This is a genomic window from Ruegeria sp. AL2 (assembly GCF_056540845.1).
Genome location: NZ_JBQFXM010000032.1, coordinates 1 through 22,663 on the forward strand (window position 1 = coordinate 1; position 22,663 = coordinate 22,663).

Sequence of the window (22,663 nt, forward strand, 5' to 3'; positions counted from 1 at the left end):
TTTGAAGTACTTGAAAGAGGCAGGTTTGGTCATGGGCAAAAGCTACGCAACCGTCCTGCCTGCCTCAAGACAAGTTCTTCTGACAAGACCCCCCAAGGGACATCGAAGTGTTCTTTGCCATGTTTGCCTCCTAGATATCACATATACCAATATTCGGTATTTTTTTAATATCCCCGGATACGTGGTACAGTGGCACGTCATCGAACTGACGATGGGGTGGCATGCGGCGGATCGGAGGATCGGTCAAGCGCTGCGGCATAGCTTCACCAGACCAGACTTTCGCTGCGGTGGCAAAATTGAGCGTACGGCGAGCTGGTGGTCTGCGGATGTAGCTGGCACTCACCTCGAAGCAAATAAGCTACACGAACGCCTGATCATTGGAAAACCGCGGGAGTTGGAAATGAGAAAGCGCTAGATTTTCGATTTGGTCTCGGTATTTTTTGGTAAGCGTTAGTCGCGAACGTAACACTCTTACCATTGCATCAGAAGATGATGAATTTTGCCGCAAGATAACGAAACGCAAGCGAGTTCTAACAAGATTGCAAGACGTCTTGCAGCGATACTGGCTGCCGACGTTGCCGGATATAGTCGTCTTACCAGCATCGATGAAGAAGGCACTGCTAAAATGCTCTTAGAGCATCGATCAGTGACTGATGCGCTTATTGAGAATTTTGGTGGTCGGATTGCCAACACCGCAGGTGACAGCATTATTGCTGAATTTGCGAGCTCTGTCGAAGCGGTGCGATGTGCCGTTGAAATTCAGGAAGCAATACGGACACGCAACCTCTCGGTTCCGTCGTCTTCTCAAGTTCAGTTTCGCATCGGGATAAATGTCGGAGACGTGATCCTTCAAGATGGTGATCTTTTAGGTGACAGCGTAAATGTGGCCGCTCGACTAGAAAGCCTCGCTGAACCTGGTGGAATCTGCTTGTCTGGCGAGGTACACGACCAGATACAAGGCAAGCTATCCCTTGGATTCCGTGCCATGGGAACCAAGCGATTAAGGAACATTGATCGTCCGGTGCGCGCTTACAACGTTGAAGGCGTCCAAGATGTCAGTGTGCGTAAAGAAAATAAGCTGCGCATTCTGGCCGCGGGAGGTGCCTTTTTCGCTGCCGCCTGCTTGGGTCTTGTGTATGTTCTTACTGCTCGTGACAGCACTACAACGCTTTCTGGTGGATCGCCGCCGTGGACGTCTGAAAGCAACCTGGATGCACCTCCACTGCCTAAGATGTCTGACGTAGTTGCATCAGGCGAATGGAATGAACATTCCTATTATGCAATTTTGACATGGGGCAGTTCCTGGCAGTCAGCTGTTGCAGATGCCAAAGAGAGGGGTGGCTATTTAGCTTCCATTACATCCGAAGCTGAGAACAGTTTTGTTTTCGAACTCATTAAGAACGATGAGCGCTTGTGGGATATGCATCAGGATGGGCAAGCTTTCGGACCTTGGATCGGCACATATCAGGAGGAAGGTGCTATTGAGCCAGACGGTGGGTGGGCGCTGGTCAGCGGCGAACCGGTTACGTTTTCGAACTGGTCAGAAGGCCAGCCAAACAATCATGGCGGGAACTCGGACGTCGTTCGGTTCCACAATTACGTTCATCAGCCTTCACCGTATTGGGACGATGCAAACGGCACCGGATCATCACGAGGGTATATTCTAGAAGTTGAGCGCGTGGATAGTACTAACTGATAAAAGCGGGCCTTTGACGTTGTAAATATCAGTACATTCCAATTCTCTGAATACGGGGAACCTGAAGAAGCAAAATGCAAATATTCTTTAGACATTGGATCTTATCCGTTTTTTTAGTGTCGTCGATCATTGCGACGTCGGCAAGTGCGCAAAACGTGACGTTCCCAACGGACTTCTTTGCTGAACGCCTGCAAGGCTCTGCATGCTCGAAGTTTTTTTCTTCATCTCGCCTGAACAGTGACCTTAAGATGATTTCAGCACTAAGTTCAGCGAGCATGACGAGCACCAATTCTCTGAACGTCAACCACGATGCCTTCTCCAAAAGGTGGACAAAGCTCTTAGAAGTTTCATATGGCGCGGCGGCAAAAGGTGACGCCGCGGCCAGCAAAAAAATCTTGGGCACTCTGGTCCATCTTGGGAAAGCGAACGCCCTGCTGAATGCCCCATCATATAATAGCGCAAAGAAAGTGGAGTGCTGGAAAGGTGGCCGAAGCGACCAACCATGTCCACTGCATGTTGTGCAACACACTGGCTATACTGGCGTTGCAATGTTGTATTCGGCCATTGTGCTTGAGGAATACGCGACACCAGACCAGAAACGAATACTGGATACGTACTTTGACAAGATCTACAAGAAATTCCTTTCCCCACTGGCGTCAAACGGCGCGCAAAGTGACGGATTGTATGAATTTGGAGACTATGGTTTGGGCGTGCTTGCCTACGCTAGGTGGAAACGTGATGCATGGCTCGCCAAAAGCGAAATACGCAAGCGCCGCTCCTCTTTCATCAAAAAGATAGATGCCCAAGGCATGCTGAAAGAAAACTCATTTCGCGGCTACCGCGGCTATTGGTATCACACTCTGGGAGCAGAAAGCGCCTTTGGTTACGCGCTAGTTGCCAGAAGTTTCGGTACCGACTTTTTCAAGGACGCCAAACTTGGTCCAAGGCTTCAGAACCTTGCCAATCAAACGGTGATTGGTGGGCAGAGTTACTCTGATTTTCGCGAGCGCGCCCTGCAAAAATCTCCGAAAAATGCAATCAAGGACCCAAACGCAGAAATCCCCCACATGCATCAGTTCGCCGTTGGCTTACCGATCATCTTAAAACGGGAATATGGCTACGGGATAACAACAACGTCAGCTTACAGATCAAAGGGCCGTCTCGAAACGATCAGCAAAATAACAGGTTTCAACGCTGATTGTTACTACTCCAGTTTACGCTGAATTCGGCAGCGTATCTGTTGCAGCGTGGCACACTGAGAAAATCTAACGTTCTGCTTAGGGCTCTCTCGGAACCTTCGCTGCGCCAGGCTTGAATGGCCGCCCTTCGAGATAGGGGCCGTTCACCTGGTCGCGCGTGAATTGGCGGTGAGCGGACGAAGCGCCGTTTCGCTGCGCTTGCGCCAAGGGTTGCTTCATGGATTGTACCGCTCTTGGTAACGCAAGTTAGGCAGGGTTGTCGTTTGCTATGTCACCGGCCATACAGAAGGTACTCAAACCTTATCCGAGACTGACCATGGGCGATGACCAACAAAACTGGCGCAAAGACGTAGCCCATTTCCTCGCAGGAACTTTGCCAAAAGCTTCGGATCGTCCGGGCTGGAATGACATGGCGTCTACGGCCTACCAAATCGGATGCATGGCCTTGGTCAAGCTTGGCTTTGCAGATGCAACGGACTGGGGGGCAGTACCAAAAGATGTTCCTGAACTACCTGCGATCATGCCGCGATGGGATGACATCTGCATTTCTGTTCTTTGGCTTGCGGAGCAACAAAACAAACTTTCATTCCGCCTACCAGACGGAAGCCTCCCGCCAACTCGTATCGGGAGCGGCTTTGTAATTGCTATGAAGGATCCGCCTCCACCTCAGACCCCAAACATCAAAGCTCGTTCTGGATTGGGCTGCGCACTTTGTGATGATGACCTTTTACAATTGCTTCAGCAACTTGGCCTTGTCTCGAACGGCACCTGGACGCAACAGGCGGAGTTCATTCTGTGGAGAACTTCGCCTAAGAATTGGTCCTTAGAATTCCTGCGCGACGAGCGTTTTTTGGATGCAGTTCAAAAGGCTACGGCCACCATTCCCGATGACATAGCAGCCGAAATTACGGAGTTAACTGAGATCAGCGAAGAACACATCGACGAGCTTATAGCTTGGCATGAAGAGAAGCTTGCAGAGGGTCGAGAGAAGTACGGGCAGAAGGCCGGCTTGGTGAGATTCCAACAAGAGAGCGAGCCAAAAGCTCTCTCGAATTCTCGCGCAGAAACGCAATAGATTGGGTGTTCTTTCGCCACTGGAGAATTGAAGATGGCTGGCTTTCTACGAGAGAGGCGGAAGCCGCTCTGGACATCTTTCATGACAGGCTGGCGATTGCGATGCGCAGATCAGTAATGAAGGATTTGCACCCCTCAAAGCCTAAGTTTTTTGAATGAACACGCATATCGTCCAGAAGGCTCGATCAGTAGCATTCTGGATTGCCGACGTTCGCGACGAGCGCAGCATCCGGTAAAATGGGCTCGTTCCAGACCTCGAATGCGGCGCAGCATCCTGTGATATGTTGCCTCGGTCAACGTCGAGTTGTCGTTGTGGGAGGGCATGGCGGATCGGAGGATCAGTCATGGAAACACCAAACTTACCTGCCATTCGTGCGCTTCGTCCCGCCTGGAACAAAGGACGTATTGTTGGTCAAAAGCGCCCCCTGAAGCCAAAACACGTCTGGGCGATCCGGGTTAGGCTCGAACTCGCTGAGAACCATCGCGATCTGGCACTGTTCAATATGGCGATCGACAGCAAGCTCCGCGGTTGCGATCTGGTGAAGATGAAAGTCGTTGATGTTATGGCGACAGGTCAGATCAAGGAACGGGCGTCGGTCCTACAGAGCAAAACACAGAAACCTGTGCGATTTGAGATATCCGAAGGGACTCGCGCCTCGGTCGAGAAGTGGATGGAAGACGAGGTGATGATCGGCTCCGAGTACCTTTGGCCGGGCCGCTTCCATGAGCGGCTGCACATCTCGACCCGTCAGTATGCTCGAATCGTCCGCGACTGGGTCACGTCGATTGGTCTGGAGGCAAGCGCCTATGGCACGCATTCGATGCGTAGAACCAAGGTCACTCAGATCTACAAGAAGACCGGAAACCTTCGCGCGGTTCAGCTCCTTCTGGGCCACACGAAGATGGACAGTACGGTCCGATACCTCGGTGTCGAACTCGAGGATGCCTTGGCCATCGCTGAAGCCATTGAAATCTAGTGCAGTTGGGTCGCCTACGCGGGCGGCCTTTAGCCACAGTTCATCCACCCGCGGTTGCGCCGCGGTGCGGCCCGCCATTCCTGCCATTCGCTGCAACCGCAAAATCAAGAACGCAAGAAACTGAAAGTGTGCGGGACAAAACGGTCAGTCAGGTTGAAGGTAAGTGGATATTCTCAGGACTTTGCCCTTGGCTGGACGTAACGAACGAAGAGGCTGTTGCCCTGTCTCTTCGTTTCGAAGCCTTTGATCGCAGCTACGAGATCGCTCAGTTTTCCCTTTCCGTAGGTCCGAGCATCAAAATCTGGATGTGCAGCGACTACTGACTGGCCAAGTTGCCCAAGGTGAAACCACTCGTCATCTTGTTGGATACGTGCCATAGCATCCAAGAGTAACTTTGCCGCTTTTTGGGGCTGCTCCTTTGCAGAAGCTAGTTTCTTGGCTTCGCCTTCGTCTGCTACAAGGTTTTCAATAAAAATGAACCGGTTGCACACGTTCCGAAGTGGCTCCGGAGTTTTTTTCTCTCCGATGCCAATCACCATTAAGCCATCCTCTCTGAGACGATTGGCTAAACTGGTGAAATCACTGTCGGAAGAAACCAAGACAAACCCGTCGAACCGACCTCCATGTAGGATGTCCATCGCATCTATCACAAGACCAATATCGGATGCGTTCTTACCCGACGTATTGGCGGTCTGCTGGTGTGCAACAAGACCCAGCGATAAGATTACCTCGGACCAACCTTTCAACCGACTACTGGTCCAATCGCCATAAACTCGTCTAAGCGCGGGTTCGCCTATTGAAGCGACCTCCTTGAGAATTGCTTCCGCAAATTTGGCTGGTACGTTGTCGGCATCAATCAGCGTCGCCAATAACGGTTGAGCACGTTCGGTCATCTGGTTGGCACCATGATTTGTCTACTCTTGTCTTAACTTGTCGCTACTTATCGAACTGCCGACACGAAAACCAGAACACTCACAAAAACAGAGACCTGGAGTTTACTTAGCGGTCAGCGATAGGCTCGCATCTGCCCTTCTCTGCGACAAGCCCGAATTGGTAGTATGAGCCCCAACCGGACCTTAACTGCACTTTGAGTTTTTGCTCGTGCAGAAGGCTCTAAACCACGCGAACCGGACCTTCCCACGCGCTTCTCAGATGGCAGGGCAGCGGGACCAAGCGCCATTTCGCTGCAAAAGGCTTCAAAGTCCGGTGAAGACGTATCAAGACCACCGTGCCCGGCACCTGGGGTGGAAACCGGTCATTCGCTGTAATCGAAAAACTCTCTTTGATTGTGACAGGTTTCGGGTTCCGAGCAGAAATTGAAACAAACTACAGGGCTATGGGAAGCTGAAGCGTGACGCTTGCTCCTTTTTCGACTTGGTTGATCGCGGCCACTCCTCCGTGGCGCTTCGCTACAGCTGAGACAATCGACAACCCTAAACCGCTGCCTTCGGAATATTCCAGCTGCGAAAATCGACTGAAAACGGCTTCGCTTTGTTCGGGTGAAAGGCCGGTTCCGTCATCGGATACGGTAAGCTTTACGTTCTCGCCATCAGAGCGCAGCGCGACTGAAATTTGGCTCAACTTAGTCCCACCGTGCTTAACTGCGTTGTCCAGCAGGTTTTTGATGGCCTCAGTTAAAAAAACCTGATCTCCTGAAACCGGAATTGTCGAGTCCGGCATCGTAACATCAAACTCGATCCCTTTTGCGAGGATCTGTACACCCATGTCAGCGCAGGCTTCTTCCACAACCGCACGGAAATCAATCTTGTCCATCTGATCCTGATGCGTAGGTTGCCGCAACCGCTCCAACGACAATAGCTGCTCGGCCACCGTGGCGGAGTTTTTCGCTGCCGACACAAGCTCGATAATCCGTTTGTCCTTGTCCTCATCCGATCTTGCGTCCCGCAACGCCTCGGCCATGGACTGGACCGCTGCCGCCGGATTTCGCAGCTGGTGCGCGGCTTCTGAGATAAACACCTGATGGGCGTTGATGCTGTGCTCGACCTGTCCAAACAGCCGGTTCAGGGTCTGAACAATACCATAAACCTCGACCGGGACCGGGCGTTTGATTTCGCTCAGGTCGTCAGGTGAGCGTAGGTCGATCGCATCCTGCAAATCCAGCAAGGGCCGCAACCCGCGTGCGACCCCGAACCACACGACAACAGCAAGGGTGGCCAGCAAGATACCCATCAGGATCGCCGCGCGGATCGACAGTTCGTTGGCAAAGGCGTTGCGATCGGCAACGCGTTGCCAAGCTGTTACTGTCGCATCGCCCACCAGGTTATCAAGTGTGACGCGCTCGGTCATTTTCAGTACGCGCACCGGCTCATCCCGATAGATCGCCTCGAAAAACCTCGGCTGGTACGCGTCTTGCTCAGACGGGTTTGCAGCGGCCGGAGGGTATGCATACCCTGTGACGTAGATGCCACCGGGTCCGGTCACGTGATAAAAAATCTCTCCGCCCGATGCGTCGCGGATCAAGCTGCGCGTGGTGGGCGACAGGGCATCGCCTTCTGACACCGCCACATCGCGAGAAATGGCCAGACCGGCGGACAATAGGCTGTCGTCAAAAAGCTCCTGTGCCGTTTGTTGAGCAACCGTGTAGCGCCAGTATCCAAGCAGGATTGCGAGCAGCACCAATGGCGTCAGGATCAGAATGAAAAGCCTGAGCCTGAGTGAGCCGTGCCGGATCACTTCTGCACCTCTAGCAGATATCCAAGGCCACGGGCGGTCTTGATCCGGATGCCAAGGTTCTGAAGGCGTTTTCGCAGTCGTGACACATGCGGCTCGACGGCCGAATCGTCGACATCGGCTCCCACGCCGTAGACGTAGTCGATCAACTGACTTTTGGGGACGATCCTGCCGCGACGTTCCAGCAGGCATTCAAGCACAGCCATTTCCCGACGCGGCACATCGAGAACTTGGCCCTTTGCGCTCACCTGCCGGGCGGTGCGGTCGAATTCCAGGTCTCCGATCGTTTCGCGCGCACCGTAATCCAGTTGTTTGCGGCGGGACAGGGCACGGATGCGGGCCTCGAGTTCATCCATCTCGAAGGGTTTCACTAAGTAATCGTCGGCGCCCATATCCAGACCCGAAACGCGGTCGCTGGTCTCGGTGCGCGCGGTCAGCAGGATGACGGGCGCGCTGTCACCCCGGTTGCGAAGGGACCGCAAAATCTCAAGCCCAGACCGACCCGGCAGGTTGATGTCCAGAACGATCAGATCTGCGCCTTCTTGCTCCAGATACAAATCGGCCGCGCCGCCATCTGTCAGCACGTCAGCGGCATGGCCCCGATCCCGCAGGCGATAGGCAATGGCGTTGGCAAGGGTCTCATTATCCTCGACGATGACGATCCGCATCAGGTCTCCCGCAAGTTTCGCGCAAGGTTGGCGCCCCATGATTGCCAGATGGGAGGGGGAATCAACCCCGCAGTTCTAATTGCAATCACGGTGGCGCGGAAGGCGCCGACGTGGTTGTCTGGTCAACAGGGAGGAACCAATGGCCATTTCCAACTTCACTCGTCGTGCCGTCGTGGGGCTGATCGCCGCTGCCGGATTCGCTGCACCTGCCGCTGCCGAGGTCGATTTCTCGGGCAAGACCATCGAATGGGTCATTCCGTTCTCGGAAACGGGCGGGTCGGCTAAATGGGCCAACTTCTTCGCGCCACTATTATCCGAGGCATTGCCCGGTCAGCCGACTGTGGTGGTCAAGTTCATGCCGGGCGCGGGATCAACCAAAGGCGCGAACTGGTTTCAGGAAAAAAGCCATGATGACGGTACCCTGTTGTTTGGCACGTCCGGGTCTACTCAGTTCCCGTATCTGCTGAGCGATCCCCGCGTACGCTATGAATACAACGATTGGATTCCGGTAATGGCATCTGGAACGGGTGGTGTTGCGTATCTGAACGCCGAGGACGGAGCCAAGTTTGACGGCTCTGCCAATGCGCTGAAGGACACCAATTTCATCTACGGCTCGCAGGGTGCAACCCGTTTGGACCTTGTGCCTCTGCTGGCCTGGCAGATGTTGGGTATGAATGTGGAACCGGTATTTGGGATCAAAGGCCGCGGGGATGGTCGGCTGATGTTTGAACGTGGTGAAGCCAATATCGATTACCAGACGTCCTCGGGCTATCTGGGTGGTTCGGTCCCGCTGGTCGAAGCCGGTCAGGCCGTTCCCATGATGACTTGGGGCGCATTGGATGCTGATGGCAATATCGTTCGTGACCCGACCTTCCCGGACATTCCGACTTTCAAGGAGGTCTGCGAGGCCACCGATGGCTGCGAAACCAGTGGTGAGGCATGGGACGCATGGAAAGCCTTCTTCGTGGCAGGTTTCCCGGTTCAAAAGCTGGCCTTCCTGCCCGGTGACACGCCGCAAGAGGTCGTCGACGCCTATACCGCAGCGTTTCAAGCAGTGACCGAGCGGGGTGATTTTGCTGATATCTCCTCGAAGCACGTCGGCAAGTATCCGGTGTTCGTCGGCGACGGCTCGAAATCTGCTCTGCAGACGGCGACCAATGTGGATGACAATGCCAAGCAATACGTCCTGAACTGGCTGAAAGAGGCCTACGGCGTCGAGCTGAACTAAGCTGACACGTCGTCGCGCCCAACGAAGGGCGCGCGTTTCTCTACATACAAAACAGTTTATGAAAGGCGGCCGCTATGGAGGTTTTCGCCACCGCTCTACCTGCGCTTGGTGACGCGTGGGGTTTGATCCTGCAACCCATCGTTCTGGGGTATCTCATTCTCGGCGTCGTCATGGGGCTGGCTGTGGGCGTCTTTCCGGGGCTTGGCGGTATTGCCGGTCTGTCCCTGCTGTTGCCTTTCATGTTCGGAATGGACCCGATCCTTGGTCTGGCGCTGATGATCGGGATGGTCGCGGTGGTGCCGACCTCGGACACGTTTGCGTCCGTCTTGATGGGCATCCCCGGCAGTTCTGCTTCGCAGGCCACCGTGCTGGACGGCTTTCCGATGGCGAAAAAGGGCGAGGCTGCACGGGCCTTGTCAGCAGCCTTTTCCTCGTCCCTATTCGGAGGGCTCGTCGGCGCGACCTTCCTGACCATGTTCATACTTATCGCGCGACCCATCGTTCTGGCCTTCGGCCTGCCCGAGATGTTGATGATCACAATTCTCGGCCTGTCGATGGTCGCCATTTTGGCCGGGCGGATCCCGCTGAAAGGAGTCGCCGCCGCCGGTCTGGGCCTGATGGTTGGCACGATTGGTGAGGCGGATGCAGGCGGTTCGCTGCGCATGGCAACTTACGACATTCCTTATCTGACGGACGGTTTGAAGCTGGTCATCGTTGGCCTGGGTATCTTTGCGGTGCCCGAGATCGTATCGCTGCTGCGTCAAGATCGGTCGATTGCCAAGGGGGCCTCACTGGGCGCCGGTTGGCTGGACGGCGTCAAAGACTGGTTCGCAAATATATGGCTGTCGGTGCGTTGTTCGATCATTGGCGTGATTGTTGGAGTCATTCCCGGCCTCGGCGGCTCGGTTGTCGACTGGATCGCCTACGGTCACTCGGTGCAATCCACCAAGGACAAGAGCAATTTCGGCAAAGGCGAAGTGCGCGGCGTCATCGGCCCGGAAAGCTCGAACAACGCCAAAGAGGGTGGAGGGCTGGTGCCAACTCTGCTGTTTGGCATCCCTGGTTCAGGCTCGATGGCGATCTTCATCGGCGCGGTGGCTTTGCTGGGGTCAGGCGATATCGAGGTCGGTCCGAGCATGCTCAAGGACAATCTCGACATCACCTATTCGATCGTCTGGCTGCTGGCGTTGGCCAACGTCGTCGGGACCATCCTGTGCATCGCGGCATCGGGCGGGATCGCCAAGCTGACCACGATCCGCTTCACCTATCTGGCGCCGTTCCTGTTCATGTTGATCAGCTTTGCGGCGTTCCAATCCGGCCAAAACTTCGAAGACTTGCTGGCCCTGTTCGTGATCGGCCTGATCGGCATCTTTTTACGCCGTTTCGACTGGTCGCGCCCGGCCTTCCTGATCGGTTTCGTTCTGTCGAACCCGGTTGAGAAGTTCACCAATCAGGCGTTCCAGATCGCCTCATTCCGGTTCCGCAAAAGCTTTGGCGAGGGGATGGAATATGTCTTCAGCCCTATCGTCATCGTGCTGATCGTGGTCACGGTTGTTTCGGTCATTCTGGGTATCCGGCAGGCCAAGATGATCATGGCCGAGGGTGATGTTCAGGCCGGTACCAAACGCGCGCCGCTTATCTTTCTGCTGGTGATCATGGCCTATCTGATCGTCGCATTGGTCAACGCCAACATGATCCCCGACTACAATATGACCGACAAGATCATCCCGCTGGTTATCGGCAGCGTCTCGCTATTCTGTTGCGTGATCCTTCTGATCCAGATGATGCGACGTCCCGAAGGCGACGTGATCTTTGCCGACAAGGAAATCGCCGGTGAAGACGCCAGCGCACCCCACGGTCTGTGGTCCACTCTGGCGTGGTTCGCCAGTTTGATCGCGGCCACGTGGGTGGTGGGCTTCATCCTCGCCCTGATAGGGTTCCTGATCGCCTTTCTCCGTATCCGCGCCGGGTCCAGCTGGCAGATGACTCTGATCCTGACCGCCTGCGGCATCGGGTTCATGTGCCTGATGGCGGGCGCTCTGAACCGCGATTTCCCGCCAGGTCTGTTGCAGGACATGGTCAGCCTGCCCTGGCCGTTGAAGTGAGGGGTTCAAAATGACTCAAACCGCAATCCCTTATATCTTGATGCGTGGCGGCACGTCGAAAGGCCCGTATTTCCGCCGCTCGGATTTGCCTGAGGATCTGGACGCGCTGGCCGAGGTGTTGATCGCCGCTCTTGGGTCCGGGCAGTCGCTGAACATCGACGGCATCGGCGGCGGCGCGGCGGTGACCACAAAGGTCGCGATGCTGTCGGTCGGCGAGGATGACTGGGCCGATATCGACTATTTCTTCGCGCAGGTCTCGGTCGAGGACAAGCTGGTCGATTTCAAACCCACTTGCGGCAATATCCTGTCTGGCGTTGCCCCTGCTGCCATCGAGATGGGCTTGTTCAAACCGCAGGGTGATGAAACTGAAGTTCGCATTCGGGCCGTCAACACTGGGGCTCGGATCGTGGCCAAGGTGAATACACCCGGGGGCGAATTGACCTATGAGGGTGATGCGGAGATCGCCGGCGTTCCCGGTCATTCAGCGCCGGTGCAGTTGAGTTTCATGGGCGTGGTGGGCTCGGCCACCGGAGCGTTCCTGCCTACGGGCAACCTGCGCGATGCAGTTCAGGGCGTCGAACTGACCTGCATGGATGTCGCTATGCCGATGGCTATCGCCCGCGCCACAGACTTCGGATTGACGGGCTATGAGAGCGCCAATGAGCTGGACGCAAACCGCGCGTTCTTTGACCGGATGGAGGCCGTTAGGATCGAAGCAGGGCAGCGGATGGGTATGGGGGATGTGTCCAAATCGGTCACCCCTAAGTTCGGCCTTGTTGCTCCGGCCAGAGAAGGCGGAACGCTCGCAGTGCGGTATTTCATGCCGTGGAAAACCCACCCGACCATGGCGGTCACCGGCGCGCAATGCATGGCGTCTTGCGCTTTGACTCCCGGAACCGTCGCCGACGGTTTGCTGGATCGCCCCACGAACAGCCCGGCTGAAGTCGTTCTGGAACACGCCTCGGGCAATATCGACGTGTTGGTGGATTTTTCCACCACCGACGGGTTCACAGTGAACGCAGCGGGTTTGGTGCGGACCGCGCGCAAGTTGGCGGACGGGCATGTTTATGTGCCTGAGTCTGTTTGGAACGGGAGTTGATCAAGTGCAACCCAAATAGTATACTATTGTATACATAGTGGGAGGGACACGATGGACAACTACTCGGAATGCCTCGATATCGCGCGTCAGGAACTCATGTTGGCGCAGTCGGCCCTACGGCGGGACATCGCGGACTACCCGACACCGATTGCTGGCTGCGATGAGCAGTTCAACCATCTGCTGGATCAAAGCGAACGGGTCCGCAATGCACTTTCCGCTCTCAACACATGTCATTTTGTGCCGACGCCAAGAAAACTGAACACCGAGCAGGGTATAGAAAGCCGATGAAGGTCCACATTCTTGATGACTGGTTTGACACGCTGCGTGGCCTGCCTTGTTTTGAGAAACTCACCGGTCATGAGGTGACGTTATGGACGGATCATGTCGAAGAAACTGACACTCTGGCCGAACAACTGCATGACGCGGAGGTGCTTGTCCTGTTCCGCGAACGTACCAAAGTCACCCGCGCCTTGCTGGAGAAATTACCAAACCTGAAACTTATCAGCCAGCGCAGCGTTTATCCGCATGTCGATGTCGAAGCCTGTACAGATCAAGACGTGCTGCTGTGCTCAAACATGCACGGCGGAACGCCGTCTTATGCTGCAGCTGAACTTACTTGGGCGCTAATCATGGTCGGGATGCGGGATTTGCCCGCACAAATGGCCTCGGTCAAAGCAGGGCACTGGCAGGCGGGCGTGGGCAAGACGCTGCGGGGGCGTCAGTTGGGGCTCTATGGCTATGGCCGCATTGCTCGCGCCATTGCAAGTTATGCCGAGGCCTTTGGGATGAATGTGGTCTGGTGGTCATCCGTAGAAGGCCGGGCGCGTGCGCAGGCGGATGGCGCACAGGTCGCGCCCAGCCGTGAAGCGTTCTTTGGCAGCAGCGATGTTGTCTCGGTCCATGTGCGCTTGAAACCGGATACGCGCGGGATCATCACCGCATCGGATTTCGCACAGATGCAGCCGGAGGCGCTGTTTGTGAACACCTCGCGAGCCGGGCTGATCGCACCTGGTGCTTTGCTTGAGGCGCTGAACGTCGGTCGCCCCGGCAAAGCGGCGATTGATGTGTTTGATTCCGAGCCACTGATTGATCCGACCGACCCGCTTTTGTCACATCCCAACCTGATCGCGACCCCACATATCGGCTTTGTCACTGAAGACGAGTTCGACCTGCAATTCGCGGATATTTTCGATCAGGTGAACGCCTATGCCGAAGGCGCTCCGATCCACATGATCAACCCCGAGGTTTGGACCAACGCAGAATAAGATTCGCGGCGATGGGCGCACCGATGATCACCAGCACGATCCTTGTCAGATGGTGGGTGATCACAAAGCCCAAATCCGCGCCCGAGACGATGGCCAGCACCGTCATCTCTGCCTGCCCACCGGGCGCGAAGGCCAGAAACGCCTCGACAGGTTGGCCCAGTCCCAAGGTGGTGACAACGGCGGTGAAAGTGGCTGCCAGGACGGCAAGGACAATGACATAGGCGAAGCCCGCTGCCACTACCCGGCGTAGTTCGACCCATGTGACACCTACGAATTTCACACCAATTCCGCAGCCAATGAAAAACTGCGCTGCAAGGATGGCCTCGCGAGGCGGTCGGGTATGAATTAAGTCGCCCAGTGACAAGGCGGCTGTAAGGATCATTGGCCCCAGGATTGACGCCCCGAACAGGCCGATCCGCTCCCCGCCTTTCCAGCCGATAATGGCGGCCAGAACCATCAGCGCCAATTCATGTATTGGCAGGTTGTGCGCGGGCTCGCCAATCGGATTGGTGAGTTGGGCATCATAGAACACGGTGAGGAACAAGGGGGCCAACGTCACGATGATCAGCACGCGCGTACCGTGGATCAAGGACAAGGTACGCGGATTGGCCCCCGCCTCAGTGCCAAAGATGATCATGTCTTGCAAACCGCCCGGCATGGCTGCGTAGAAAGCCGTTGTGGAGTCAAAGCCCCAGAATTTGCGAAAGAATGGCACACCTACCAGCGCGATTAGCAGGATGAAGAACGGGATCAGCGCAATTGACGCGGCCATTTTTGGCAATTCAGCAAACAGAGCCGGCGTAATCGATGCCCCTACCGCCACGCCCAGTATAGTGCGGGCGGCAACCGAGACCTGTCCAAAGCCTTCCATCGGTGCGTGCGCAAGAGCTGCAATCAAACATGCGCTCATTGGCCCGAACAGAAAAGGTAGCGGCAGGTTTAGCGCCCAAAATACCCCTGTGCCCAACACCGCCAGGCCGAGCGTGACGGCCCGTTTCGTCAGAAGAGAGGGGGTATCAGTTTGGCTGTGCAAGGTAAGCATTCCAGCTTCGTTGACTTATAATGTATCCATGTGTATACAACTGGACGCAAGATGACAAGAGAGCCTGCGATGACCCTTCAGGACGACCCGTTACAACCTGGCCCACAAGGCAATTCTGCGTATCAGCGCCTGCTGGGCGAGATTCGCGAGGGCACTCTTTTGCCCGGCGACCGGCTGCGTGAGATTGAGCTGTCTGAACGGTTGGGCGTCAGCCGTACCCCGGTACGCGAGGCGATAAGGCAGTTGGAGGCCGACGGGCTGGTCACGCATGTGCCACGGCAAGGTGCCACCGTGCGCAGTCTGGATTACGCCGAGGTCATGGAACTCTATGAGATGCGCGCCGTGCTTGAAGGGACAGCGGCCCGTCTGGCAGCCCGCGCGGCGTCTGATGTCGAACTGGACGAGCTTGAAGTTCTGAACGACCGGCTGGCCGAGGCGGGTACTGGCCCCGATGCGGCCCAAATCAACAAGATCTTTCACGAAACACTTCTGGATGCGGCCAAGAACCGATTTCTGGCAAAATCCATGTTGTCCTTGCAAAAGGCGCTGTTGATCCTGGGTCCCTCGCAATTGCTGGATAGCGACCGCGCCGAGGCCGCAGTGGCCGAGCATCGGCGCGTCATGGCGGCTTTGAAAGCCCGCGATGGCGCAGCGGCCGAGACAGAGATGCGCGCGCATATTCAGGCTGCGCAGCGGATGCGCATCCGCGCGTTGCAGGACCGCGACCGCTCAATCGACGAAAGCCAGTAGGTAGACAGGATATGGCCACCCCAAAGGAAGCTTACAATATCGCTGTGATCGGTGGCGGCAATGCGGCTCTCTGCGCTGCGATGACTGCAGCCGAGGCAGGCGCCCGTGTTCTGATCCTTGAAACGGCGCCAAAACCTTATCGCGGCGGAAACTCACGCCATACGCGCAATTTTCGCTGCATGCATTCGGGCCCGTTGGGTCCGCTCGTCGAGGCGTATAGCGAAGACGAATACCTCTCGGATCTGCTGAAAGTCACCGGTGGAAAAACCGATGAACATCTTGCCCGGTTGGCGATCCGCACGTCGGAAGAATGCCTTCCCTGGATGCAAGAACACGGGGTCCGGTTTCAGCCGTCGCTTTCCGGCACATTGTCATTGGCACAGACCAATGCGTTTTTCATGGGGGGCGGCAAATCTCTGGTGAATGCCTATTACCGCACGGCGGCAGGTTTGGGTGTAGATGTGCTGTACGAAGCCGCCGTCACGCATTTGGAACTGAATGGTGATCGGATCGAGTGGGTCGACTATAGCTATGAAGGCCAGTCTCATCGCATCGCGCCCAAGGCGGTCATCGTTGCCTCCGGCGGCTTTCAGGCCGACACGGATTGGCTCACCCGAGCCTGGGGTGAACCTGCCAAGAACTTCCTGATCCGGGGAACGCCTTACAACCGAGGCGTTGTCCTGTCTGATCTGCTGGACCAAGGAGTAGAAAGCGTTGGCGACCCGACCCAATGCCACGCCGTTGCCATCGACGGGCGCGCGCCGAAATTCGACGGCGGTATCGTCACCCGTCTGGACTGCGTTCCGTTTTCCATCGTCGTGAACAAACATGCCGAGCGGTTCTATGACGAGGGCGAAGACGTCTGGCCCAAACGCTACGCGATCTGGGGCCGTTTGGTGGCGGCGCAGCCGGATCAGGTGGGATATGCCATCATCGACACCAAATCGCTGAACCTGTTCATGCCGTCCGTGTTCCCTCCGCTAAAGGCGGACACGTTGGACGAATTGGCCGGGATGATGGGCCTGCCCGCGGAGAAACTGAAAGCAACCGTCAGCGCATTCAACGCCGCCTGCGGTGACACCAGCGGGTTTCATCCGACCGAACTGGACGGGGTGGCGACCTCGGGCCTGATCCCGCCCAAGACCAACTGGGCGCGCCCAATTACCGAACCGCCGTTTTACGGCTACTCGATGCGGACCGGCGTGACCTTTACCTATCTTGGGTTGAAGGTTGACGAGACAGCCCAGTGCTCGACCCCAAGCGGCAAGATCAAAAACCTTTGGGCGGCCGGGGAAACGATGGCCGGGTCCATCCTTGGGCAAGGCTATCTGGCGGGCTTTGGCATGACCATCGGAACTGTCTTTGGACGCATCGCAGGACGAGAGGCCGCCGCTTATGCAAACTGATCTTATTCAGGAAGCCCGCCGCCAGGCCGAGATCTGCAACGCCTGCCGCTATTGCGAGGGTTATTGCTCGGTCTTCCCGTCGCTGCACGCAGAGCGCGCGTTCTCGGATGGGGACATCACGCAATTGGCCAACCTGTGCCACAACTGCCGGGGCTGTTACTACGCCTGTCAGTACACCGCCCCGCACGCGTTTGACCTGAACCTGCCCAAGGCGCTGGCTGAAGTGCGGCGAGACAGTTGGGAAAGCTTCGCCTGGCCGCAGCCGCTGGCACGCCGGTTCCACACCCATGGCGGAGCCATCGCCCTGGCGTTGGTGGTCGGATTTGCCCTGTTGTTCTGGGCGACCCGCGCCATCGGTTCCAGTGGAGGCGAAGGGTTTTATGCCGTCCTGTCCCACAACGCGATGGTCGCGATCTTTGCGCCTGCATTCCTGCTTCCTCTGTTCAGTATCGCCTTCAGCCTGAGGCGCTATTGGGCAGAGGTTGGTGGCAAACCGATCCAGATGTCTGATCTGACGGTTGCGCTCAAACGCGCGGGCAAGATGCAGGATCTGGCCGCAGGCCATGGCGAGGGTTGTAACTTTGAGGACGAAGACCGGTTCAGTCAGGGCCGACGTCACATCCACCACGCTGTTATGTATGGTTTTCTGCTGTGCTTTGCGTCGACCTCGGTGGCGACGATCATGCACTATGTCTTCGGAATGTACGCGCCTTACGGGTTCTGGTCGTTGCCGAAACTGTTCGGGATTTCCGGGGGGCTTCTGCTGACGGTGGGGTGCGGTGCGATGGCGCTGCTCAAGCTAAAGTCAGACCGAGACCTCGGCGATCCGTCGGCCTGGGGCGGGGATATCGGCTTCATCCTGTTGCTCGGGTTTGTGGGGCTCAGCGGGCTGGTTCTTTACGCCCTCGGTTCAACACCTCTGATGCCCGCACTGCTGGCCATCCACCTCGGATCGGTCCTGACCTTCTTCCTGCTGACGCCCTACACAAAAATGGCACACGGCTTCTATCGGCTTGCGGCGCTGGTCCGAGACGCACAACGAAAAAGAGATGCGTCCATGGTCCGTTAACAGCCCGTCGCGTCTGAGTGAGCAGAAAGAACATGCAATAGGATCAAATATGATTGTGAAGAACTCTGCGTTGCGGCACTTCGAGTGGCGGTCAACGTCCGGAATGGGCCGTCCATTGTAGGACCAACGGCAGCGACGCACGCTTCGCACGTATTTGGGCCGACCGCAGCAATTTGCACTCTGGGCTCACTGCCGTCATCAGAACAACCGCAGCATCTCATTGGAGAGCCTAGATCACGACGATGAAGTCGGCCCAATCCCGACCTTCGCCTCACCTTAACGTTGCTGCAGTCGCAGCCTGCTTACCGGCCATTCGCCGCGCGTGCAAAATCTGGAGATGATCGAACACACACTCTGCGGACAAATCCGCGGTACATGAATACACGAGACGAGGCGCCATCAAGGTTTACCCTGCGAGCCTGACAAAGTAGCGTGTGCTCGGAGGAGTTCGCCCAATGCACAAGTTCGACGTCGCTCGATTAGCAGCCCTGTCTGACGGTGTATTTGCGATTGCTATAACTCTTCTTGTCCTGGATCTGGATCTTCCGACCGGCACGGAGAAATCTGTTGGAACACTGATCCTTGCGGACCTTCCGAAGCTGTACGGCTGGCTGATCAGTTTCTTGGCCATCGGTGCGCTTTGGCTCCACCACCATTACATCGTCGCGCAGCTCCGGTTTGCCGACATCACGGTCCTGTTGCTCAATCTGGCCTTGCTCCTGTTCATCTCCGTCGCGCCCTGGACCACCTCGCTGATCAGCGCATACGGCGATAGCCCGGTGTCGGTGATATTGTTCTCGGGCACGCTCGGAATGGGATGGCTGTCGATTGCGATGATGGCAATGCATGCGCGCGACCGCAGCCTCCTCGTCTCGGACGCGCCCGCACCGGAGCCGGGAATGGCAACAACCTTGCTTTCAATCAGGGGCACATTGGTTGCAATCGTGTCCATCGCACTGGCGTTTGTTGACACCACGCTGGCAATACTTGTCTGGGTCTCGCTCATCGTGATGCACCCATTTGTCTACTACCGCTGATCGCGACCCGCGAGCCAACATCACCCACCTTTAGCACTCCACAACTGATATCGTTGCGCAACGCCAAAGGTGGGGCTCAGAATGAGCGCCGACCAGGGATGGTCGACGCGCATGGGCATATGGGCCAAGCATTCGACCGATGACGTCACTCGAGCGTGTTCTTGTGGATGACACCGTCCTTCATGATCAGATCGAAGTTCTGGTCCGGGTCTGCCACCAGGCTCAAATCATCCAGCGGGTTGCCGGCAACGATGATCAGGTCGGCCAACGCGCCTTCGGCAATAATGCCTTTCTCCTCGGGATACGGGTCCCGCGGTCCCGAGAGCTTCAGGAGCTGCGCATTGTCGTAGGTCACCATCCGAAGCGCTTCATATGGCGTGTAGTCGAAATGCGAGCCTAGAAGTGCCACCATCTTGTTCTGCTGGATACCGCCACCTGGCGAAAACAGTATATCGGTCCCGAAGGCGACCTTCAGGTCGTGTTTTTTCGCCAATTCATAGGCTTTTGCGGTTCCCTGAACCATTATCTCTTGCTTGGCTTTCACGAACGGGTTTGCCGCGTATTCCGAGTCATCCTCAATTACAAAGGGTTGCAGAGAGAGCCAGATGTCCTTTTCGGCGAGAAGTGCCATGGTTTCATCGTCCAGAAGCTGGCCGTGCTCCACGACCTTGACCCCGGCTTCTACAGCTGTTCTGACGGCGGTGGGCGTGTAGGCGTGAACCGTGACGTAAGTGTTCCATGTGCTGGCCACCTCGACAGCCGCTTTTATCTCTTCCAGCGTGTACTGCTGCACATCGAGAGGGTCGAAACTCGACGAAGTGCCGCCACCTGCCGCCAATTTGATTTGCGTGGCACCCATCCGAAGCGCCTCACGCACGCGCTTGGTAACCTCGGGCACGCCGTCTGCCGTCATCAGGATCGCATTGCGTTCCCAGTAGTCCAGAGGGTCGGCCGGATTGGCAGGGACAGCGTTTTTGCTGCGGAAGTCAAAATGACCGGAGGTCTGGCTGATCGGCGGGCCCGATGGATAAATTCGCGGGCCCACAAGCGCGCCTGAATCCACCAACTTCTTGATTGCGAAGGGATTGCCGCCCATGTCTCTCACAGTGGTAAAACCGCGCATCACGGTGGCCTCAGCCCCAATCGCACCGCGCAGCGCAACCTCCGACACATCGCCCGCTGCAAGGATATCGACAGGAATTTCGGCAAAGCTAACGTGCCAGTGATTGTCGATCATGCCGGGCATCAGGGTTCCACCCTTGCCATCGATCACCGTCGCATCGCCTGGGTCGATCTCGTCGGTCGAGACGCTTTTGATTGTGGTGCCCTCTATTAGAACATTCGCGTTTTCGATCAGGTCGGGGTTCTGTCCATCAAAAACGGAGACGTTGGTTACCAGGATATCGGATGTCGACTGCGCTTGAGCCGTTCCCGCCAACATTAGGGAAATTAATAAAAAAAAGCTTCTCACCTTAGATTCTCCTCGCCGCCAACTCGATTAGACTCTATGATAGAGCAACAAGTCGAACAACATTTTGGGGTGTGACAATCTGGGCAGATGTCGGCGTCTGATCGATTTTGCGTTGGCACCTATAGTGGGCGGACATCTTGGCGCTAAAGGCGCTCTGAGTGGTTACATCCGACGGGGATTGAAAGGTGGATCTGAAATGGCACGGCGAGCGCTGCGTCTGCTTTTCAGTGTTGGGGCGCGCGCATGACAGCGGTGATCGCTGGCCGCGGCTGTGCCGTCCGTTTCTGCCTGTCGCTGCTAATCTCCGTCGGCGCAGCGGAGTATACCTGCGCCGAGGTGCTTGGCGGGCCTTCGTCGGTCCGGTCCGATTTACTGCTTTCCTACGCGCCGCCCAATCCGAACTATCGCTTCGATTTCCCACGCAACCTGATCCCCGGTTATTTCGACTGGAAGGACAGGCTCGAAGCGCGGGGGATCAAGTTCAACTTCGAGTATCTTTCGCTTGGCCAATCGACCAACGCGGCGTTTGGACCGGGTAAGGCCGTCGGCGGATTGGCACGGCTTTACGGCACTTGGCAGGCAACCTCCAACGGGTCGCTGACGTTCAAGGTCGAGAACCGCCGCAGCTACACAAGCGTATCGCCGCAAGGTCTCGGAGAAGCATCCCGGGCGCTGTCGGTGACCGGCACCGTGTTCAGCGACGCTGGCACGATTCTTACCAATCTGTTTTGGACGCACACCGCTAAAGACAAGCGTTGGGCGGTTCGCTTCGGCTTGATCGACGTCACCGACTATCTCGATTCCTACGGTCTCGTCAGCCCGTACGCCGCCTTTCAAAATGCGGCCTTCAGCACCAGTCCGACGATTGCCGCGCCCAGTCAGGGTCTTGGCGTTGCCGGGGCCGCACAACTAGGTGACAACTTCCTTGTTTTCGGATCGGTGGCAGATGCCAATGCCGACCCGACGACCTCGCCGGACTTTGACGTTGTAGTGGATGGAGATCTCTTCAAGAGCCTCGATTTGGTCTACACGACGGATGTCGGTCTAGCCTTCTACAACAATGCTCATGTCACGATATGGCATTCGGATGCCGCCAGTGATGGCAGCCGTGCTGAGGACTACGGAGCGACTGTTTCGTTGTCAGCGATTTTGCAGAACGGATTTTACCCGTTCTTTCGGGCCGGGCGTTCGCGCGGAACAGCGGCCCTTTACGACCGTTCCATCTCTACCGGATTGGGGTATTTCGCGTCCAATGGCGATCTCGCCGCGGTCGGCTTTGACTGGTCCGGCGCCCGAGATATCGAGGGGACCCAGTTCACGGCAGAAGCGTTCTACCGGTTTTCGCTCTCGCCTGGTCTGGAACTGACCCCGTCGATCCAGTTCATCAAGAACCCGCTGCTCGACCCTTCGGGCGACGGCATTACCCTGATCAGTTTACGCGGACGTTTCGTGTTCTGAGATATGTGGTGTGGCGCAGGCGAGCGACTGTCAGAAACCGTCCGTCAACCCGCCATCGGTTAGTTGCGGCGCGCACGTCCAGATCCCGCCATTGCCACGGAATGTTTCAGTCCGCATGAACTGCGGCTTCCGGTCGTGAACGCGTCTTCCGTGAATTCTCGTCAGAATTTCACATGGTCGGCATTCTACTCGTCGATACTGAGCGTAGCATCGAACTTGATGAACTCGGAGCCGACTTGCCCGGTGCGGAATATCGGGTGTTAGAATCTTCGTCTGAACGTCCGCTCTATCGGTTGTCGCATTCACAGGACGCACATGCGGCGGAGGTCCGCAGTCCGCCGATTCTGTTGAAAAACAACGGTTGCTGACGCAGAAAGTGGTGCTTTGAACAGAGCGCGAGTGCGTTTCCATTCAGGCTTTGCGCATTT

Annotated in this window: 20 protein-coding genes; 15 read left to right on the forward strand and 5 right to left on the reverse strand. The window is 56.5% G+C overall.

Translation table 11 applies throughout. The features are described from left to right. The 5 genes from ACR0ID_RS19095 to ACR0ID_RS19115 form a co-directional block, all read left to right on the forward strand. Positions 1 to 415 (forward strand): hypothetical protein (locus ACR0ID_RS19095; RefSeq protein ID WP_480607941.1); only part of this gene is annotated, 415 nt, incomplete at its 5' end. Between the two features lie 84 nt (positions 416 to 499). Then, positions 500 to 1,696 (forward strand): adenylate/guanylate cyclase domain-containing protein, encoded by a 1,197-nt coding sequence (locus ACR0ID_RS19100; protein WP_480607943.1) that lies wholly within the window; start codon positions 500 to 502, stop codon positions 1,694 to 1,696. Between the two features lie 74 nt (positions 1,697 to 1,770). Continuing rightward, a complete protein-coding gene (locus ACR0ID_RS19105) occupies positions 1,771 to 2,919 on the forward strand; it encodes a hypothetical protein (RefSeq protein WP_480607946.1) in 1,149 nt (382 codons plus the stop codon). A 292-nt stretch (positions 2,920 to 3,211) separates the two neighbouring features. Continuing rightward, a complete protein-coding gene (locus ACR0ID_RS19110; protein ID WP_480607949.1) occupies positions 3,212 to 3,970 on the forward strand; it encodes a hypothetical protein in 759 nt (252 codons plus the stop codon). 343 nt (positions 3,971 to 4,313) lie between these two features. Further along, a complete protein-coding gene (locus tag ACR0ID_RS19115) occupies positions 4,314 to 4,946 on the forward strand; it encodes a tyrosine-type recombinase/integrase (RefSeq protein ID WP_480495824.1) in 633 nt (210 codons plus the stop codon). Positions 4,947 to 5,119: 173 nt separating this feature from the next. Here ACR0ID_RS19115 and ACR0ID_RS19120 read toward each other — a convergent pair whose 3' ends face one another. From ACR0ID_RS19120 to ACR0ID_RS19130, 3 genes are all read right to left on the reverse strand, one after another. Continuing rightward, complete coding sequence (locus ACR0ID_RS19120; RefSeq protein WP_113789668.1) at positions 5,120 to 5,839, reverse strand: NYN domain-containing protein; 720 nt, start codon at positions 5,837 to 5,839, stop codon at positions 5,120 to 5,122. 433 nt (positions 5,840 to 6,272) lie between these two features. Then, entirely contained in the window at positions 6,273 to 7,640 is a 1,368-nt protein-coding gene (locus tag ACR0ID_RS19125) for a sensor histidine kinase (RefSeq protein WP_480554984.1), read from the reverse strand. Further along, a complete protein-coding gene (locus ACR0ID_RS19130; RefSeq protein WP_480505559.1) occupies positions 7,637 to 8,305 on the reverse strand; it encodes a response regulator transcription factor in 669 nt (222 codons plus the stop codon). Before ACR0ID_RS19130 ends, ACR0ID_RS19125 begins: the two co-directional genes overlap by 4 nt. A gap of 139 nt (positions 8,306 to 8,444) precedes the next feature. On the opposite strand from ACR0ID_RS19130, the gene ACR0ID_RS19135 reads away from it, so the two are divergent. The 5 genes from ACR0ID_RS19135 (at position 8,445) to ACR0ID_RS19155 (ending at position 14,002) form a co-directional block, all read left to right on the forward strand. Further along, positions 8,445 to 9,533: a tricarboxylate transporter gene (locus ACR0ID_RS19135; RefSeq protein ID WP_480554983.1), complete on the forward strand. Its 1,089-nt coding sequence runs from the start codon at positions 8,445 to 8,447 to the stop codon at positions 9,531 to 9,533. 74 nt (positions 9,534 to 9,607) lie between these two features. Continuing rightward, positions 9,608 to 11,638, forward strand: coding sequence for a tripartite tricarboxylate transporter permease (locus tag ACR0ID_RS19140; RefSeq protein ID WP_209194861.1), 2,031 nt, complete (start codon positions 9,608 to 9,610; stop codon positions 11,636 to 11,638). A 10-nt stretch (positions 11,639 to 11,648) separates the two neighbouring features. Continuing rightward, entirely contained in the window at positions 11,649 to 12,737 is a 1,089-nt protein-coding gene (locus tag ACR0ID_RS19145; protein ID WP_480607954.1) for a 4-oxalomesaconate tautomerase, read from the forward strand. A 51-nt stretch (positions 12,738 to 12,788) separates the two neighbouring features. Beyond that, positions 12,789 to 13,025 carry a hypothetical protein gene (locus ACR0ID_RS19150; RefSeq protein WP_480487414.1) on the forward strand — a complete coding sequence of 79 codons (237 nt, stop codon included), beginning with the start codon at positions 12,789 to 12,791 and terminating at the stop codon, positions 13,023 to 13,025. After that, positions 13,022 to 14,002: a D-2-hydroxyacid dehydrogenase family protein gene (locus tag ACR0ID_RS19155; protein WP_480607957.1), complete on the forward strand. Its 981-nt coding sequence runs from the start codon at positions 13,022 to 13,024 to the stop codon at positions 14,000 to 14,002. Before ACR0ID_RS19150 ends, ACR0ID_RS19155 begins: the two co-directional genes overlap by 4 nt. Here ACR0ID_RS19155 and ACR0ID_RS19160 read toward each other — a convergent pair. Continuing rightward, positions 13,971 to 15,044 carry an AbrB family transcriptional regulator gene (locus ACR0ID_RS19160; RefSeq protein WP_480607960.1) on the reverse strand — a complete coding sequence of 358 codons (1,074 nt, stop codon included), beginning with the start codon at positions 15,042 to 15,044 and terminating at the stop codon, positions 13,971 to 13,973. The two genes, ACR0ID_RS19155 and ACR0ID_RS19160, sit on opposite strands and share 32 nt — an antisense overlap. Positions 15,045 to 15,113: 69 nt before the next feature. Here ACR0ID_RS19160 and ACR0ID_RS19165 point away from each other — a divergent pair, with 69 nt between their 5' ends. From ACR0ID_RS19165 to ACR0ID_RS19180, 4 genes are all read left to right on the forward strand, one after another. Then, on the forward strand, positions 15,114 to 15,794 hold the full coding sequence (locus ACR0ID_RS19165; RefSeq protein ID WP_480607972.1) for a GntR family transcriptional regulator: 681 nt from the start codon (positions 15,114 to 15,116) through the stop codon (positions 15,792 to 15,794). An 11-nt stretch (positions 15,795 to 15,805) separates the two neighbouring features. Further along, positions 15,806 to 17,200 carry an FAD-dependent tricarballylate dehydrogenase TcuA gene (gene tcuA / locus ACR0ID_RS19170; RefSeq protein WP_480607962.1) on the forward strand — a complete coding sequence of 465 codons (1,395 nt, stop codon included), beginning with the start codon at positions 15,806 to 15,808 and terminating at the stop codon, positions 17,198 to 17,200. Continuing rightward, positions 17,190 to 18,269, forward strand: a complete 1,080-nt coding sequence (tcuB, locus tag ACR0ID_RS19175; protein WP_480484173.1) for a tricarballylate utilization 4Fe-4S protein TcuB — start codon at positions 17,190 to 17,192, stop codon at positions 18,267 to 18,269. Before tcuA ends, tcuB begins: the two co-directional genes overlap by 11 nt. Before the next feature lie 455 nt (positions 18,270 to 18,724). Then, a complete protein-coding gene (locus tag ACR0ID_RS19180) occupies positions 18,725 to 19,306 on the forward strand; it encodes a TMEM175 family protein (protein WP_480607964.1) in 582 nt (193 codons plus the stop codon). A gap of 145 nt (positions 19,307 to 19,451) precedes the next feature. On the opposite strand, the gene ACR0ID_RS19185 is transcribed toward ACR0ID_RS19180, so the two are convergent. After that, positions 19,452 to 20,777, reverse strand: coding sequence for a metal-dependent hydrolase family protein (locus ACR0ID_RS19185; RefSeq protein ID WP_480607967.1), 1,326 nt, complete (start codon positions 20,775 to 20,777; stop codon positions 19,452 to 19,454). A 243-nt stretch (positions 20,778 to 21,020) separates the two neighbouring features. Here ACR0ID_RS19185 and ACR0ID_RS19190 point away from each other — a divergent pair, with 243 nt between their 5' ends. Continuing rightward, positions 21,021 to 22,235: a carbohydrate porin gene (locus ACR0ID_RS19190; RefSeq protein ID WP_480607969.1), complete on the forward strand. Its 1,215-nt coding sequence runs from the start codon at positions 21,021 to 21,023 to the stop codon at positions 22,233 to 22,235. The last annotated feature ends 428 nt before the right edge of the window (positions 22,236 to 22,663 follow it).